Raw genomic sequence first — 18,490 nt, 5'->3', positions numbered from 1 at the left:
CTAAATTACAGCATAAAACAACTGCTTTTAGGTGATATCTGCTTTTAATCTTAATGTTTATATTCCAGGATAAACTATAGTATGCTAAGATATTGCTTTTAAAAATAAGTGATTATCAGTGTCAAAATTTTCTTTTAATATTCATCATCAGCATAAAAAAGCTAGAAGCGGTATTATCGTAACCGCACACGGTGAGATGCGTACACCCGCTTTTATGCCAGTTGGAACTAGAGGAACGGTTAAGGCAATGCTACCTGAATCGGTAGCAGAAACGGGGGCGGATATATTGCTTGGCAATACTTACCACTTAATGCTTCAGCCGACTGCCGAACGTATAGTACAGCTTGGTGGCTTACATAAATTCATGAATTGGGATAAGCCGATATTAACCGATTCTGGTGGTTTTCAGGTAATGTCGCTATCGAAGTTATGTAAGATAACCGAAGAGGGAGTAAGTTTCAGCTCTCATATTAACGGCGATAAATATATGTTAACTCCTGAGCGTTCTACCGAAATACAATATCTGCTCGGTAGCACAATCACTATGGCTTTTGATGAATGTACGCCTTACCCTGCAACCTTTGAAGAAGCTAAAACTTCTATGCAGCTTACGACTAGATGGGCGAATAGATCACGTAATGCTTTTGTTAAGCGGGAAGGCTATGCACAATTCGGTATTATTCAAGGTAGCGTTTACGAAGAATTACGTGAGCAATCGGCTAAGGCTCTAGTAGAACTTGATTTTGAGGGTTATGCTATAGGTGGACTGGCAGTAGGTGAGGGGCAGGAGCTTATGTTTAAAGTACTTGATTATGCTCCTGATTTTCTGCCGCAAAATAAGCCGCGTTATTTAATGGGAGTCGGTAAGCCTGTTGATATTATAGGTGCGGTTAGCAGGGGTATAGATATGTTTGACTGCGTAATCCCGACACGCTCAGGTCGCAACGGTCAGGCTTTTACGAAATACGGTACGGTAAATATCCGCAATAGTAAATATGCCGATGATAACAAGCCGCTAGAACATGATTGCCTATGTCCTGCTTGTAGAAACTATAGTAAAGCTTATCTACATCATTTAGTTAGAATCGGTGAAATACTTGGCTCTATGCTAATGACATGGCATAATTTAACATATTTCCAGAATCTCATGAGCCGTATTAGAGCATATATTAAACTAGGTAAAGATTTTGATTTTGATTCTTAAAGTGACTAGTTATAAAACATGCCTTATTACATGTAAACGTACTTAAGTAAGTTATGTTATGAAAAAAGTTTGTGCAGATCACACTTCAGTGATTGTAACTAGACAAAAACAAAAACCGGTGGTTATTTATGTCGCTTGAAGATCATAATGCTATGGAGGAAACTATACTTGTTAAAAAGTCCTAAAAATGCTGAAAGACTAAAACAAGCAATTAGCGATTTTGAAGAAAATAAAAATTTTAGGAATTGGATTTGATTGTAAATTAAAATAAAAGTATGAACTACTAATGCAAAATATTGATTTAATATCTGAAGAGGAAGCACAAAAATTACTAGAAGAACTCGCTGATAAAATTGCAGCGTATAACCATGCTTATTATATAGAAGATAATCCTTTAGTTTCTGATAGCGAGTATGATCAGCTATTTAATACCAATCTCAAGTTAGAACAAAAATTTCCTCATTTAATTTTAGAAAATAGTCCTAGCAAAAAAGTAGGGGCTAAAATAGCAAATAAATTTGCTAAAGTTACGCATCAAGTGCCCATGCTATCTCTCAGTAATGCTTTTGATGAGCAAGATGTGAGAGATTTTGTAGACCGTATAAAAATTTTCTTACGCCTTAATGAGTTTGCTCCTATCTTTTGTGAACCTAAAATAGACGGTTTGTCTTTTTCTGCTGTTTATAAACACGGGGTGCTTACAACGGGAGCTACAAGAGGTGATGGATATGTCGGTGAAGATATAACAGCAAATATTAAAACAATCAAAAATTTTCCTCATAAAATAGATAATGTTCTGGAGTTTTTAGAAGTACGAGGGGAAATTTATATTGAAAAACAAGATTTTTTAAATCTAAATAAAGAACAAGAAGAGCAGGGCAAGGATAAATTTGCCAATCCTCGTAATGCTGCTGCCGGATCACTTCGTCAGCTTGATTCTGCTATTACGGCTAAAAGACCGCTCAAATATTTTGTATATTCAGGAGGGGTAACTGAACAGAATCTCGCTTCTTCACAAGATCAATTACTTACAAAATTAAAAGAATGCGGCTTTAACATTAATGAAATATCTAAACTTGCGAGTTCTGAAGAAGAAATTTTCGCCTTTTACGAATATCTCAAAACAAATAGAGAAAATTTACCTTATGAAATTGATGGAGTAGTATATAAGCTAAATGATTTTGCACTGCAAAATAGAATGGGCTTTATTGCACGAAATCCACGCTTTGCTACCGCTCATAAATTTCCTGCAATAATAGGACAAACAAAGTTACTTTCTATTACTGTACAGGTCGGTAGAACTGGTACGTTAACGCCAGTAGCCGAACTTGAACCCATAGAAATAGGCGGGGTCACTGTTAGCAGAGCAACATTACATAATTTCCAAGAAATTGCACGAAAAGATTTGCGGATTAATGATTATGTATTCCTGCAACGTGCTGGTGACGTTATTCCTAAAATCATGGGAGTTGATTTTGATAAACGTCCTAATGATACAGAAACGTTTGATACTCCTTTATTTTGTCTGTCATGCAATTCTAAATTGCATTATACGCCTGAAGATATTATTATACGCTGTGATAATGGCTTTAACTGCCCTGCTCAGAATTATGAGCGTATCCGTCATTTTGTATCGAAAAATGCTATGGATATTGAGGGGCTTGGGCCTAAGCAAGTTGAGTTTTTAATAGATAAGGGATTGATTAGTAATCCTTTAGATATTTTCTTTTTAAAAGAAAAAAATGACTCTAGCTTAGCAAAACTTGAAAATATGGATGGATGGGGTAAAAAATCAGTAGAAAATCTTTTTAAAAATATAGAAAAATCAAAAAACGTTAGTTTGCCAAGATTTATATATGCATTAGGCATAAGGCATATCGGTGAACAAAATGCTAAATTACTTGCTAGAGAATTTGGCAGCTATAATAATTTTATAGCTCAAATGGAATTGCTTAGCACAAATGAGCCTGATATTTATCGAAAACTAAACAATTTAGAAGGAATCGGTGATAAGATTTTAGTAGATATTATTGATTTTTTTGATGTTAAAGAAAATATTGAGCTTATCAAAAAACTTGGTGAAATATTAAATATTGAAGATTATAAAGAGACTAGAGCACAGAGTAGTTTAACGGACAAGATAGTCGTATTTACCGGTAGTTTACCGACGATATCTAGAGCAGAAGCTAAAGCAACGGCTGAGAAGCTTGGGGCTAAAGTTGCAGTTGGCGTATCATCAAACACGGATTTAGTTGTAGCCGGCGTTGATGCAGGCAGTAAACTTAAAAAAGCTAAAGAGCTTAATATTAAAATTATTGATGAAGAAGAATGGCTTACGCTTATAAAAAATGTTTAAAGCAAGGCATTGCTAACTAAATGATAGTAAATAAAAAACTCGATGTCATTTCTGCGAAAGCGGGAATGACATAGAGCCATGCGTGCGAGTTGGTCATAGAAGTGAAATTTATGATTAATTTAAAATGAACTATCGTCATATTTATCATGCAGGCAATTTTGCCGATATAGTCAAACATTTAGTCCTAATTAGTATTTTAAAACAGCTCAAGAAAAAAGAAAAACCTTTTGCGGTTTTAGATGCTTTTACTGGGCTAGGTCTTTACGATTTAAACTCGGAGGCGGCTTCTAAAACTCTAGAAAGCGATACGGGAATTAATAAATTACTGCAAGCTACCGATCCTATTCCTCAGCTCTTACAAACTTTTTTAAATATAATAAATATAGCAGGCAAAAGTCACTACCCAGGTTTACCTTTTATAATTAAGCAATTATTAAGACCAAATGATCGCTTAATTGCCTGCGAACTTCATCCCAGCGATTATTTAAGTTTAAAAAAATTATTACCAAATGATACGCATAATATAGATGCTTATAATGCTATCAAAGCTTTGCTACCATTTAAAGAGAATAGAGGATTAATTTTTCTTGATCCGCCTTTTGAAGTAAAAAATGAGTTTCAAAAATTACTTGAAGCACTTAAAAAAATCAAGCTACGAGTTCTTAATAATACTGTCTTAATTTGGTATCCTATAAAAGATTTATCTTTAGTCCGTGATTTTTACCATAATTACAAAAATATCAGATTTAAAGAAACTATGATTATTGAATATGAGCTTTTAAATAGTGATAAAAATATGGTAAAGTGTGGGTTAATGTTAATTAACCCTCAAAATATTAGAGGAGAATTAGAGCAATTAACAGAATATTTAAGTGGCACTCTTAATTTGAAATTTACATACATTTATCTTTAATGTCTTTTAAAAAATATATCTTTTTACTGTTTATAGTTTTTCTTGTTCAAGGTTGTAGCAGTATTAAAAAATCTAGTGATACTACGTTACTTGCTACTACTTCATCTCAATTAAAACAAAAATATAAAATCAGCCATGCGGATTTAGTAGTACAGTATGATTTAACAAACAAAAATAGCGAATGTATATATGCAAAAAACTTAGGTCTAATAATTAATAACCCTAAACAAAATAAGATTTTTTTACACAAATTACATAATATAAACCCAGCAGAATTTAATAAAGCAGCCGAAATAAAAATAGCTAATATAAAGGCAGTTGTAACAAAACTACATTCAAAATATAAGTTTCTCTCTAAACCGGAAGCTAGCTATTTTGCAAAAAAACAAACCCATAGGAATAATATCTCAGAATTAACCAAGCTTGATAAAATAATTAGTACAATACCACTTATGATGCCGGAATATGAGCCGAAAATTACTAGCCATTACGGAACTAGGACAAGCCCTCATAAAAAGAAAAGAAAAAAGAAATGTTTCCATAGCGGTATTGATTTACAAGCTAAAAAAGCAGCACCGATATATGCGGCAGCAAGCGGAATTGTTATAAAAGCCGCTAGAGCACCTGATTACGGGAATTTTGTTGAGATTAAACATGGACGCAAATTTGTTACGAAATATGCTCATTTAAAAGAAATGTCAGTCAAGGAAGGAAATAAAATTAAGCGTGGTCAATTTATCGGTATACAAGGAAGCACTGGTAATGCAACGGGTGAACATTTGCATTTTGAAATTCTGTTAGATAATAAAGCAATAAATCCGTTTGACTTTATTTTTAACTACCATAAATGTTAAACTATGATCAAACTTTTATATCCTGAATTTTGGCAGAAGCGAAATATTATAGCTTATTTGCTTTTGCCTATAAGCTTGATATATCAATTTTTAGGCTATTTACGAGCTAGTTTAGCACATCCTATTATGTTGCCTGCTAAAGTTATTTGTGTCGGTAATTGTAGCGTAGGAGGTACGGGTAAGACGCAGATAGTAATGTATCTAGCCAAATTACTAAAAGCTAGAAATGTAAGTTTTGTAATAGTAACTAAGGCTTATGGTAGTAACCTTAAAAGTGCAACTACCATACATCAAGGACATACAGCATTAGAGGTAGGAGATGAGGGGGTAATACTTGCAAAGTACGGAGCAGTTATTGCTACTAAAAATATTAAAGAGATTGTGCCGTTAATTAACAAGCTTAAACCTGATATAATAATAGTTGATGATTTCCTACAAAGTCCTTATTTTCATAAAGACTTTACTATAGTCTCAGTAGATAGCCAAAGGCTTTTCGGCAACGGTTTTCTAATTCCTGCCGGTCCTTTAAGACAATATCCAAATAAAGTCCTTGATGCAGCTGATTTAATTTTTTTAGTCAGTAGCCACCAAGATAAAATACCGAAGATTTTAACTCCTTATGTCAATAAGTTAATAAATGCTCAAATAGTTCCTTCAAATAATATAGATAAAACTAAAAATTATTTTGCTTTTAGCGGTATTGGTAATCCTGAGCGTTTCTTTGCGACTTTAAAAAATTACGGATTAAATATAACCGGTTACAAAATTTTTCCTGATCATTATAATTATTTACAAGCAGATTTAGAAAATTTATACTCATTAGCTAAAGAGCATAATGCTACCTTAGTTACTACAAGAAAAGATCATGTTAAGTTGAATGATTTAAATAATAATATTGTCTGTCTAGATGTAGAATTATCTATAAACCATCCTGATTTATTAAATGAAAAAATTTTTAAAAAAGCTTAGATATTTAATTGAGTATTTTATTGTTGTTATATTCCTGAAAGTAATAGGAATATTCGGTGTAGATAAAGCGGCGGATATTTGTAGTTTTATAGCACGAAAAGTCGGTATATTATTTGCTGTTAATAAAATTGCTAGACGAAATATTAAAATAGTATTCGGCTATATGTGTGATGTTGAAAAAATCATAGATCAAACTTGGGATAATTTTGGTAGGTTTATCGGTGAATTTACATATGTTAGCAAGATGGATGAAGCCGAGTTAGAGCGTAGAATCGCAATAATCGGCATAGAAAATATTAAAAAACTTGAAGGACAACCTTTTTTATTATTTAGCGGTCACTTTGCCAATTGGGATATTAGTATTAAGATTCTTCATAAATTTTATCCGAAAGTTGCCGTAATTTATCGTAAAGCAAATAACCCATATGTTAACAAGTTGGTTAATGCAAGTCGTGCCGGTGATAAATTAAGACTTATACCGAAAGGTCCTGAAGGTAGCAGAGCTTTAGTCAGGGCTATCAAGGAGAGTGAATCTATTGTTATGCTTGTTGATCAAAAAATGAACGATGGAATTGAAGTGCCTTTTTTAGGGCATCCTGCTATGACTGCAAGCGCCATCGCTAAAATTGCTTTGCAGTATAAATATCCAATTATACCTTGCCAAATCATTAGAACTAAAGGCAGTTATTTTAAAGTAATAGTTCACCCGCAATTAAAGTTGGAGCAAACCGGTGATAATAAAGCCGATTGCTATAATATTATGCTTAATATTAATCAAATGCTAGGAGAATGGGTTAAGCAAAATCCTGCTCAATGGTTTTGGTTTCACAATAGATGGAAGCAATGAAACGTCATTGCGAGCAGCCGTAGGCTGCGTGGCAATCTCGTCAAATATCCTGAGATTGCTTCGTCAATTGCTATGCAATTTCCTCGCAATGACAAAAAAATGAGCCACGGTATGACATTTTAAGAAAGCATAGTCCGTAATTTCTCAAGTACTTCTTGAGCGTGGTTTTTAGCATTTACCGACCGCCAAATATGCTTAACTATGCCTTCCTTATCAAGTAAAAACGTAGCTCTATCAATACCCATATATTTTTTACCGAACATTGATTTTTCTATCCATACCCCTAATTGTTCGCATAAATTTGAATTTGCATCAGAGGCTAAATCAAATCCTAAACTATATTTTTCTTTAAATTTATCATGAGAGTCAAGCTTATCTTTGGATACTCCGATAATTACCGTATTAAGTTTATCGAATTCCGGTTTTAGCTTGTTAAAATCTTGTGCTTCAATAGTACATCCAGGTGTATCGTCTTTCGGGTAAAAATATAATATTACGAATTTTCCTTTTAAATCCGATAGTTTAATTACGTTATCTTGACCTATGTGTAAAGATAAATCAGGAAGTTTTTTTCCTAGTTCTAATGTCATAATACCCTCAAATTTATTTGATACAATAACTATATATTCAATATGTACTTTTTAAAATTGTTTTTTATAATTATATTATTTATGATACCAGTATATAATACTTAAGTTTAATTTTTATTAACTATTTCAATAAAGAGATTTTATAAGAACTATAAGTGAAGCACTTAAAGAATTACATTAAAATCTTAAGGACTCTGCTAAAATTATTACTGTTGATTTTAATAAAAAATGTCATGAAGTAGCAGATAAATTATCCGTCGAAATTAATGATTTAGAGGCATATGCTAAGGATAGTAAAGACCATTCTTTAGAAATTATAAAAGCACAATATAAAATATTTAACGAAAGAATTACAGGATTATCAGAAAATTAAAGATGATAAAGTGGAAGAATATAGACAGACTCTTGTGAAAAAACTTGATGATTTAAGTAAGAAAGTTGAACAATATAATAATAAACATAAATAATTGGAGAATATAATGAAAAAATTTTTAATAACCTTAGGTGCTAACGCTACTTTATTATTAACACCTAGTATTTTTGCAGATTTGCCTACCAAGGATGAAACAAAAGCAAAGGAAATACAAACTGCAGAAGTAGCTACAAGCAGTACAAAAACAATTAGCGAAAACTTACAGGAATTAAAAGACAATTTAACAAACCTAGCACAAACGGGAGCCGATAAATTTAATCAGACCTTAAGCAATACTTATAATCAGATAGCCCAAAGCGTTACAGAGATAAAAAAGAATGTGAAAGATCAGAAAGATAAACCAGGTGAAGAACTGCAAAAATCTATAGATGCTGTAAAAGCAAAAATGGAAGCTTATAAAAAAGCAGGCAACAAGAAGCAAGAAAAAATACGTCAGCACCTAGTGGATAAATTAGAAGAGCTAAATAAAAATATTAACGAATATAATCGTTAATATAACGATGAAGAAAAAGCAAATTCGTAATTTTTTAACGTCATTGCGAGGAGATGCGTAGCATCGACGCGGCAATCTCATAAAGTAGGATCAACTTCTGAGATTGCTACGTCGCAACTTATAGTTTTTCCTCGCAATGACTGCAGACAATATATCCTTAAAAACCGGTATTATTTATGACTATTACCAAAGCAAAAATTGCAGCTATGTTAAGCTCTAAATTGGGTTTTTCAAATCATTTATGCGAGGAAATAGTTCATACGGTTTTTTCTAATATTTTAGAAATAGCAAAAGCGCAAAAATTAACTTTAAAGAATTTTGGTAGCTTTGAGGTGAAACAAAAAAATCCACGTCCCGGAATAAATTTTCATACCAAAGCACCGATAATTATAGAATCAAAAAAGCATTTACGTTTTGTCCCTTCTTCTAAATTAAAAGCTTTAATTAATGAATCTACTCGATGAACTTCGTTATAATTTGTTGGCTTGTTGTATGTCTCAGAAAATGCTTTTTATGTCATTCCCGCGAAAGCAGGAATCCAGTAAAACCTATAAAAACTTGTTTTTTTAGGTTTATTGTGTCAATAATGTATATCAATATTAAGGTTATTTTTGGGACTCCCGCCTACGCGGGAATGACATAAAACGAGCCATGCAACAAAATCTGTATTCGGAGTATATGACAAACAATAAGCTAACAAAAAAATATTATTCTGCTAGTGAAGTGATTAAGCATTTAAATATTGCTTTACATCAATTAAGATATCTAGAGACAAAAAAAACTGATTTATCTCATTATAAAATAAATAATAGAAAATATTATACTGCTAATGATATTGATCTACTCCAAAAATCTTTAAATAAAGATATTACATCTCTTTCTACCGCTAGAATCGATATATTACTTACCAATTTCCATAATTTGTCTCTTCAAATAAAAAAAATTCTTGCCGATTCCTCGATGACGTGCGTATAGTACTTGTCATATCATGTTTTAAAGAAAAGAACATATTATGACAATAAGACAAATGGTAAAGCCAGTAATTATAGGTATATCTGGTCCTGAATTAACCGATGCCGAAAGAGAATTATTTGAAGAGCATAATCCTTTAGGTGTAGTTTTATTCCGTCGTAATATTAGAAAGAATGATAACGGTGCGCAGGCTAAAGAAGCCCTTATTAAGCTTATTGCAGATATAAAAGAAGTATTAGGGGAAAATACTATCATCTCTATAGATCAAGAAGGCGGTAGGGTACAAAGGCTTATAGCACCGACTTTTTATGACGCTCCGGCTGCTCAAACTTTTACTGATCCCCAAGCATGTAAACAAAATTATAGTGATATTGCGAAAGAGCTGAGAGAAGTAGGCATTAATCTAGATTTTGCACCGGTAGCGGATTTGCTCCACGAAGGAGCAGACAAGATAGTCGGCGATAGAAGTTTCGGTGGGGAGCCGGAAGTAGTCGTGCCTTTATGTTTAGCTGCTATAGACGGATTACAAGAAGAGAAAGTCGGGGCTTGTATAAAACATATTCCGGGCCATGGTAGAGCTACGGTGGATAGCCATAAAAAATTACCGATTGTCGATGTTGATATAGAAGAGTTAGCAAAAACAGACTTTAAAGTATTTAAGGAGCTCGCGAAGTACGATAATATTAAACTTGCTATGACGGCACATATAATTTATAAAGCTCTTGATCCTGAGAATCCTGCCACCCTATCAAAAAAAGTGATAGACTATATTAAAAATAATATCGGCTTTAAAGGGCTTATTATTTCCGATGCAATAGATATGAAAGCTTTAAGTGGTAGTATGGCAGATATGACCAAAGAAGTTTTAGATGCAGGCGTAGATATAGTACTTGAGTGTACCGGAGAATTTAACAAAATGTCTGAAGTTCTATGTAGTGTTTCGGAAAGTTCTATAGATAAATTTTCTGACTTGTTTATTGCGTAATGCTATTATTCATTTAATGTCATACTGCGGCTCGACCGCGGTATCTTAGGACACAGTTTGTGATGTAAGATTCCGTGGTCAATAAAGCCACGGGATGACAACGGAACTGCACAACGGCAGGTATTTAGCCGTAAAATGGCTATTAAGGAACTTATCCAATGAATCTAAGTTAAAATTAATTAAATAATTATATTGAAAAAATTTATTTTTACTATTAATCTGTTTTTTAATTTTTAGTTAAAGAATTAATTTTATAAATTACTTGAATAGTGTTATGAACAGTCTTGTGGATTTAAGTTCTAAAAGCTATAGGTAATCTTTACTAAGAATAGAGATATAGAGAATTTTAGGTAGCAGGAGGGGATTTGATTTGTGATATTATTAATCTGCTTAAAGAAGATTTAAATAAAGCAGATATAGAAAATGAGATATATATGCGTCTTAAAGAACCTTATTCTGTTTTAAAAAAGATGAAAAGGAAAGAAGTGCCGATTAATGCATTGAAAGACTTAATTGCATGTAGGATTATAGTTAAATCTAAAGCTCTATGCTATAATGCTTTGGACATAGTTAAGAGTTCTCCGCATTTAGATTGGTTATACACCAAAGATTATATCAATAGACCAAAAAGTAACGGCTATCAGTCTCTTCATAATATAATGCAGCTTTTACACTCTAAACGTAATTTTGAAATACAGATAAGAAGTGAAAATATGCATAAAGATGCCGAGCTTGGTAGAGCAGCTCATTTAAATTATAAAGCAGAACAAGACCGTCATTTGCAAAAAGTTTTTGACATTACTAATGACACGATATTTTCTAAAGCACGTCAAATGGTGAAACAATTTGAAGGATTCGAAGAGCAAATTGTAGAATATGAAAAAGAAATTATGCGTATTTGGCATACTAAGTACGACGAAATGCTAAAATGGGCAAATACTGCTGAAGTGCTAATATTTAACAAAGATTAGGGGGATAATTAGTTCGTCATCCCGTGGCTTGACCATGGGATCCAGTGTTTGGTGTCATACTGCGAGCTTGTAGCAGTATCCATCTAAAAAAATCAAAAATGTATACTTATTAAGTTATTTTTTTTGGATCCTGCGGTCAAGCCACGGGATGACACTGATAAGGCATAACGCCAATGTGGTAAAAATATAACATTTATTAAAACTTTATAAAAAAACTATAGCGCTGCTTGTAATTATATACAATATATAGTATGCTCAGCTCGTAGTTTAGAAACTATTGAAACAAAATATTAGGTTATTTCCTTATCAAATGTGGGATATCTTGACTCGCGTTTGATAAGCTTGTTTTAATACTAGGTACTAAATTTTAACTTAAATATAGGACAAAAATTATGGCTCAAAAACCAAATTTTCTAAAAAAATTAATTTCCGCAGGGTTGGTAACTGCTTCTACAGCTACCATAGTAGCCAGTTTTGCAGGTTCAGCTATGGGTGCTGCTATACAGCAGAATAGAACAACAAACGGAGCTGCTACCACTGTTGATGGTGCGGGATTTGACCAAACTGCCGTTCCTGCAAATGTTGGAGTTGCTCTAAATGCAGTTATTACTGCTAATGCTAATAATGGTATTAATTTAAATACTCCAGCCGGTAGTTTTAACGGTTTGTTTTTAAATACTGCAAACCATTTAGCAGTGACAGTGAGTGAAGATACTACCTTAGGGTTCATCACTCATGTTGTTAATAACGCTCACTCCTTTAACCTTACGCTTAATGCCGGTAAAACTCTTACTATAACAGGTCAAGGTATTACTAATGCACAAGCTGCTGCTACAAAAAATGCTCAAAATGTTGTTGTACAATTTAATAATGGTGCTGCTATTGACAATAATGATCTTAAAGCTGTAGGAAGAATAGACTTCAGTGCTCCGGCTTCTACATTAGTATTTAATTTAGCAAATCCTACAACTCAAAAAGCTCCTCTTATACTTGGAGATAATGCTGTAATAGTTAATGGTGTTAACGGTACATTAAATGTTACTAATGGATTTATTCAAGTTTCAAATAAAAGTTTTGCTACTGTTAAGGCAATTAATATCGGTGACGGTCAAGGTATCATATTCAATACTGATGCTAATAATGCTAATAATTTAAATTTACAAGCAGGTGGTACTACTATTAATTTTAATGGAACAGACGGTACGGGTAGATTAGTATTATTAAGTAAGAATGCTGCTGCTACCAACTTTAACGTTACAGGAAGTTTAGGCGGTAATCTAAAAGGTATTATCGAATTTAACACTGTTGCAGTAGACGGTCAACTTATAGCTAATGCAGGCCCTGCTAATGCAGTAATAGGTACTAATAATGGCGCAGGTAGAGCTGCAGGATTTGTTGTTAGCGTAGATAATGGTAAGGTAGCAACAATCGATGGACAAGTTTATGCTAAAGACATGGTTATACAAAGTGCTAATGCAGCTGGGCAAGTAAATTTTAAACACATAGTTGACGTGGGTACAGGCGGTACTACTGCCTTTAAAACAGCAGCTTCTAAAGTTACAATAACCCAAGACTCAAACTTTGGTAATACTGATTTCGGTAATCTTGCAGCACAGATTAAAGTTCCTAATGCTATAACCCTTACCGGTAATTTTACAGGTGATGCTAGCAATCCCGGTAACACTGCAGGTGTGATAACTTTTGATGCTAACGGTACTTTAGAAAGTGCTAGTGCAGATGCAAATGTTGCGGTGACAAATAATATTACAGCAATTGAAGCATCAGGTGCCGGAGTTGTCCAATTATCAGGAACACATGCTGCCGAGTTACGTTTAGGAAATGCCGGTTCTATCTTTAAACTTGCTGACGGTACAGTTATAAACGGTAAAGTTAACCAAACTGCTCTTGTCGGCGGTGCTCTTGCAGCCGGTACTATTACCTTAGACGGTAGTGCTACAATTACCGGCGATATAGGGAACGCTGGCGGTGCTGCTGCGTTACAAGGCATTACTTTAGCTAACGATGCTACAAAAACATTAACACTTGGTGGAGCAAATATTATCGGTGCTAATGGTGGAACGATTGATTTGCAAGCTAACGGTGGTACTATTAAATTAACAAGCACTCAAAATAATATTGTAGTTGATTTTGATTTAGCTATAGCTACTGATCAAACAGGCGTTGTTGATGCGAGTAGCCTAACAAATGCTCAAACTTTAACTATTAACGGTAAAATCGGTACTATTGGAGCTAATAATAAAACTCTTGGACAATTTAATATTGGTTCAAGTAAAACAGTTTTAAGTAACGGTAATGTTGCTATTAACGAGTTAGTTATTGGAAATGACGGTGCAGTACAATTCGCTAATGATACTTATTTAATAACAAGAACTACAAATGCTGCCGGTCAAGGTAAAATAATATTTAATCCTGTTGTAAATAATAATACAACTCTTGCAGCCGGTACAAATTTAGGTAGTGCTACAAATCCACTTGCAGAAATTAATTTTGGATCTAAAGGGGTTAATGTTGATACTGTATTAAATGTTGGTGAAGGTGTAAATTTATATGCTACTAATATTACTACTACCGATGCTAACGTAGGTTCTTTCGTCTTTAATGCCGGTGGAACAAATATAGTAAGCGGTACAGTCGGTGGACAGCAAGGTAATAAGTTTAATACTGTAGCATTAGATAACAGTACTACTGTTAAGTTCTTAGGTAATGCAACATTTAACGGTAACACTACAATTGCAGCTAATTCTACCTTACAAATCGGTGGTAACTATACTGCAGACTTTGTTGCATCTGCCGATGGTACCGGTATAGTAGAATTCGTTAACACCGGTCCTATTACCGTAACATTAAACAAACAAGCTGCACCTGTTAATGCTTTAAAACAAATAACGGTTTCTGGTCCCGGTAACGTAGTGATTAATGAGATAGGTAATGCAGGTAATTATCATGGTGCCGTGACTGATACGATTGCTTTTGAAAATTCAAGTTTAGGTGCAGTTGTATTCTTACCTAGAGGCATTCCATTCAATGATGCAGACAACACAAGTCCTTTAACAATTAAAAGTACCGTAGGTAATAAAACAGCTACAGGTTTTGATGTTCCTAGCGTGATTGTTTTAGGTGTTGATAGTGTCATCGCTGACGGTCAAGTAATCGGTGATCAAAATAATATCGTAGGTCTAGGTCTTGGAAGCGATAACGGCATAATCGTTAATGCTACTACATTATATGCAGGTATCAGTACTATAAACAATAATCAAGGTACTGTCACACTTAGCGGTGGTGTTCCTAATACCCCTGGTACAGTTTATGGCTTAGGCACAGGTATTGGCGCTTCAAAGTTCAAGCAAGTAACGTTTACTACAGACTATAACAACTTAGGTAATATTATTGCAACTAACGCAACAATTAATGACGGTGTAACTGTTACTACAGGCGGTATAGCTGGAACAGGTTTTGACGGTAAAATTACTCTTGGAAGTGTTAACGGTAACGGTAATGTAAGATTTGCTGACGGTATATTGTCTAATTCTACAAGTATGATTGGTACTACTAAAGCTAATAATGGTACTATAACTTATTTAGGTAATGCATTCGTCGGTAATATAGGTGATTCAGATACTCCTGTAGCTTCTGTTAGATTTACAGGTAGTGATGGTGGTGCAGGATTACAAGGAAATATTTATTCACAAGTCATAGACTTTGGTACTTATAACTTGGGTATTTTAAATTCTAATATAATTTTAGGTGGTGGTACTACTGCTATTAACGGTAAAATTAATCTTGTTACAAATACTTTAACATTTGCAAGTGGTACTTCAACATGGGGAAACAATACTTCTATTGAAACTACTTTAACATTAGCAAACGGTAATATAGGTCACATCGTTATCTTGGAAGGTGCGCAAGTTAATGCAACAACCACAGGAACTACAACCATTAAAGTACAAGATAATGCCAATGCAAATTTCAGTGGTACACAAACTTATACTTTAATCCAAGGTGGTGCTAGATTTAACGGTACTTTAGGAGGTCCCAATTTTGCTGTAACCGGAAGTAATCGTTTCGTAAATTACGGTTTAATACGTGCTGCTAACCAAGATTATGTAATAACACGTACTAACAATGCAGAAAACGTAGTTACTAATGATATCGCAAATAGTCCATTTGGAGGTGCACCGGGTGTAGATCAGAACGTTACAACATTTGTAAATGCAACTAATACTGCAGCATATAATAATCTTCTTTTAGCTAAAAATAGTGCTAATGCTGCTAACTTTGTTGGAGCTATCGTTACCGATACAAGTGCGGCCATAACTAATGTACAATTAGATTTAGCTAAAGATATCCAAGCTCAACTTGGTAACAGATTAGGTGCTCTTAGATATTTAGGTACTCCTGAAACTGCTGAAATGGCTGGATCTGAAGCTGGAGCAATACCGGCTGCGGTTGCTGCAGGTGATGAGGCTGTTGATAATGTAGCTTACGGTATATGGGCAAAACCTTTCTATACTGATGCACATCACACTAAGAAAGGTGGTTTAGCTGGTTATAAAGCTAAAACCACCGGTGTCGTAATCGGTTTAGATACGCTAGCTAACGATAACTTAATGATCGGTGCTGCTATCGGTATCACTAAAACTGATATAAAACATCAAGATTATAAGAAAGGTGATAAAACTGATGTTAACGGTTTCTCATTCTCTCTATATGGTGCCCAGCAGCTTGTTAAGAACTTCTTTGCTCAAGGTAGTGCAATATTTAGCTTAAACCAAGTGAAGAACAAAAGTCAGCGTTACTTCTTCGATGCTAACGGTAATATGAGCAAGCAAATTGCTTCCGGTCATTACGATAACATGACATTCGGTGGTAACTTAACAGTCGGTTATGATTACAATGCAATGCAAGGTGTGTTAGTAACTCCAATGGCAGGACTTAGCTACTTAAAGTCTTCTGACGAAAACTACAAAGAAACCGGTACAACAGTTGCAAACAAGCAAGTTAACAGCAAATTTAGCGATAGAACCGATTTAATAGTAGGTGCTAAAGTAGCCGGCAGTACTATGAACATAACGGATCTTGCGGTATATCCGGAAGTTCACGCTTTTGTGGTTCACAAAGTAACCGGTAGATTATCTAAAACTCAGTCTGTATTAGATGGACAAGTTACTCCGTGTATCAGCCAGCCTGACAGAACCACTAAAACATCTTATAATTTAGGTTTAAGTGCAAGCATAAGATCTGAGGCTAAGATGGAGTACGGAATCGGTTACGATGCTCAGATTTCAAGTAAATATACTGCACATCAAGGCACTCTAAAAGTCCGTGTAAACTTCTAATCGCTCCCGATTAGCAAGTTTATAAGTTCCTCAAGAAAAAAGTCCTCTTTGAAAAAAGGGGGCTTTGTTTGTTCTTTCTTCCCGCCTACATGCCTTGTTGCATGGCTCAAAACCTATTACATCCCCGCGTAGGCAGGGATCCAGAAAAAAGCGAGATAAATCAAGCTTTTAATTTTACAAACTTATTGTGTATAATCTTTAAATTACTGGAGTCCCGCTTTCGTGGGAAGGACATAAACGAGCCATACAACAACCCTCCGCCTATTCGAGAATGACATCACCTACTTTTCCACCCAGTGCAATACCTTCACTAACCTCAAATTTTATTGACTTCTAGTCGAAAAGATATAAATTTTTACAGCTAAAAATTTAATTTTAATAAATATTATGAAAAAATATATATTAGTGATTATTATGCTTCTAATAAGCGGAAGTATATTTGCTCAAAGTCAAATATCCAATTTAGTTGTACCGGTTAGCTATTTTATAAATCATGTATCCCAATTGGAAAAACTAAAAATCTTAATAAATATAAGCAATCTAGTGTAGTAGGGGTAAGCGGTATGGGTAAAACACAGCTTGCTAGAATGTACGCTTATGAAAATAAAGATAACTATAACATAATTTGGTTAATTGATTGTAATCTAAATATAGAGCTGCAATTACTCAAATTATCTAAAACTATTAATACCGAGGTAAAATCACCGGTGATTTCAGAAGATATGGCAGTGATGAAGAAAGATTTAATGGTTTATCTAGTAAGTAAAGATAAATGGTTATTGGTGTTTGAGAATTTAAAAATAGGCGAGAATAAGAAAATAGAGGATTTTATTAATTGGGAGTATAAAGGTAATATTATATTTTGTACCCAAGACGATGAATTATTATCTAACATAGTCAAAGCAAACGCTTTCACTAAGCCGGAAGCTGCATTACTTGCAAAAAATATATTGGAAAATAAAAATCTGGAATTAATAAATTGTTTGACTCAAGCATTTGGAGGTTATCCGATTCTCATAGTTCAAGGAGCACAAATATTAAATCAAATACAAGGTTTAAACTTAGAGAAATACAAGAAAAAGATAAAAGCCTCTAAGGATAAAATTGAGCTAAATATAAAACTTGTGTTAGCAATGAATTAAAGGCTAGTGCCAAGAGATTACTAGATGGGATAGCATGGCTTAATAATCAAAGTGTTTCAAAAGAATTATTAAATTCTATTACTGAAGATAAGCATAGTCTAGATGATGATATTTATCAGTTTTCTAAATTTGCTTTGAGCTCTAATATTGAACCTAATGCAGTTAATCCGATATTTGAAATGCATGATGGAAAAAATATTACAAATAAATAGAGATAAAGGAAATAAAGAATATCTTAAACGTAGTTTTACTAATCTTTTAAATTCTATACCTAAAAGTTTAGTAAAGGGACGTATTTTTAGAAATGCTAAAACTATACCGGATTAATTACAAAAAATGCAGAAAAATACGATATATCAATATATAAAATTTTAGAGTTATTAATTTATTAATACAATATGCTA

General features: G+C 33.7%; 15 protein-coding genes. 14 read left to right on the top strand and 1 reads right to left on the bottom strand.

What is annotated here, in order from left to right; translation table 11 throughout:
• Positions 1-118 precede the first annotated feature (118 nt).
• The 6 genes from tgt to BG75_RS05835 all read left to right on the top strand — a co-directional run bounded on the left by tgt (position 119) and on the right by BG75_RS05835 (position 7,143).
• Complete coding sequence (tgt, locus tag BG75_RS05865) at positions 119-1,204, top strand: tRNA guanosine(34) transglycosylase Tgt (protein ID WP_062811761.1); 1,086 nt, start codon at positions 119-121, stop codon at positions 1,202-1,204.
• Between the two features lie 286 nt (positions 1,205-1,490).
• A complete protein-coding gene (gene ligA / locus BG75_RS05855; protein WP_062811760.1) occupies positions 1,491-3,560 on the top strand; it encodes an NAD-dependent DNA ligase LigA in 2,070 nt (689 codons plus the stop codon).
• A 124-nt stretch (positions 3,561-3,684) separates the two neighbouring features.
• The gene (gene rlmJ / locus BG75_RS05850; protein ID WP_062811759.1) at positions 3,685-4,473 is read left to right on the top strand and encodes a 23S rRNA (adenine(2030)-N(6))-methyltransferase RlmJ; all 789 of its coding nucleotides are present in this window, start codon (positions 3,685-3,687) and stop codon (positions 4,471-4,473) included.
• Positions 4,473-5,327 carry a M23 family metallopeptidase gene (locus tag BG75_RS05845; protein ID WP_062811758.1) on the top strand — a complete coding sequence of 285 codons (855 nt, stop codon included), beginning with the start codon at positions 4,473-4,475 and terminating at the stop codon, positions 5,325-5,327. Before rlmJ ends, BG75_RS05845 begins: the two co-directional genes overlap by 1 nt.
• Positions 5,328-5,330: 3 nt before the next feature.
• On the top strand, positions 5,331-6,296 hold the full coding sequence (gene lpxK / locus BG75_RS05840) for a tetraacyldisaccharide 4'-kinase (RefSeq protein WP_062811757.1): 966 nt from the start codon (positions 5,331-5,333) through the stop codon (positions 6,294-6,296).
• Entirely contained in the window at positions 6,271-7,143 is an 873-nt protein-coding gene (locus BG75_RS05835; protein ID WP_062811756.1) for a lipid A biosynthesis lauroyl acyltransferase, read from the top strand. Before lpxK ends, BG75_RS05835 begins: the two co-directional genes overlap by 26 nt.
• Positions 7,144-7,262: 119 nt before the next feature.
• Here the strand turns inward: BG75_RS05835 and bcp are convergent, their stop codons facing one another.
• Positions 7,263-7,733 (bottom strand): thioredoxin-dependent thiol peroxidase, encoded by a 471-nt coding sequence (gene bcp / locus BG75_RS05830; RefSeq protein WP_004997602.1) that lies wholly within the window; start codon positions 7,731-7,733, stop codon positions 7,263-7,265.
• Between the two features lie 479 nt (positions 7,734-8,212).
• Between bcp and BG75_RS05825 the strand changes: the two genes are divergently transcribed.
• The 8 genes from BG75_RS05825 to BG75_RS08470 all read left to right on the top strand — a co-directional run bounded on the left by BG75_RS05825 (position 8,213) and on the right by BG75_RS08470 (position 18,413).
• The gene (locus BG75_RS05825; RefSeq protein WP_062811755.1) at positions 8,213-8,659 is read left to right on the top strand and encodes a hypothetical protein; all 447 of its coding nucleotides are present in this window, start codon (positions 8,213-8,215) and stop codon (positions 8,657-8,659) included.
• A gap of 176 nt (positions 8,660-8,835) precedes the next feature.
• Positions 8,836-9,123 carry an HU family DNA-binding protein gene (locus BG75_RS05820; RefSeq protein WP_062811754.1) on the top strand — a complete coding sequence of 96 codons (288 nt, stop codon included), beginning with the start codon at positions 8,836-8,838 and terminating at the stop codon, positions 9,121-9,123.
• 214 nt (positions 9,124-9,337) lie between these two features.
• Positions 9,338-9,634 carry a MerR family transcriptional regulator gene (locus BG75_RS05815; protein WP_062811753.1) on the top strand — a complete coding sequence of 99 codons (297 nt, stop codon included), beginning with the start codon at positions 9,338-9,340 and terminating at the stop codon, positions 9,632-9,634.
• Positions 9,635-9,671: 37 nt separating this feature from the next.
• On the top strand, positions 9,672-10,616 hold the full coding sequence (gene nagZ / locus BG75_RS05810) for a beta-N-acetylhexosaminidase (RefSeq protein ID WP_062811752.1): 945 nt from the start codon (positions 9,672-9,674) through the stop codon (positions 10,614-10,616).
• Between the two features lie 365 nt (positions 10,617-10,981).
• A complete protein-coding gene (locus tag BG75_RS05805) occupies positions 10,982-11,587 on the top strand; it encodes a guanosine polyphosphate pyrophosphohydrolase (RefSeq protein ID WP_062811751.1) in 606 nt (201 codons plus the stop codon).
• A gap of 392 nt (positions 11,588-11,979) precedes the next feature.
• Positions 11,980-16,944 (top strand): outer membrane protein OmpB, encoded by a 4,965-nt coding sequence (gene ompB / locus BG75_RS05800; protein WP_062811750.1) that lies wholly within the window; start codon positions 11,980-11,982, stop codon positions 16,942-16,944.
• Between the two features lie 563 nt (positions 16,945-17,507).
• Positions 17,508-18,086: a hypothetical protein gene (locus BG75_RS05795; protein WP_252903691.1), complete on the top strand. Its 579-nt coding sequence runs from the start codon at positions 17,508-17,510 to the stop codon at positions 18,084-18,086.
• Between the two features lie 183 nt (positions 18,087-18,269).
• Complete coding sequence (locus BG75_RS08470) at positions 18,270-18,413, top strand: hypothetical protein (protein WP_156468983.1); 144 nt, start codon at positions 18,270-18,272, stop codon at positions 18,411-18,413.
• Positions 18,414-18,490: the final 77 nt, after the last annotated feature.

This window comes from Rickettsia endosymbiont of Proechinophthirus fluctus, from assembly GCF_001602635.1.
GTDB lineage: Bacteria > Pseudomonadota > Alphaproteobacteria > Rickettsiales > Rickettsiaceae > Rickettsia > Rickettsia rickettsii.
The sequence above is the reverse complement of the archived record's forward strand: the minus strand, read 5'-3'. Positions and strand labels throughout refer to the sequence as shown.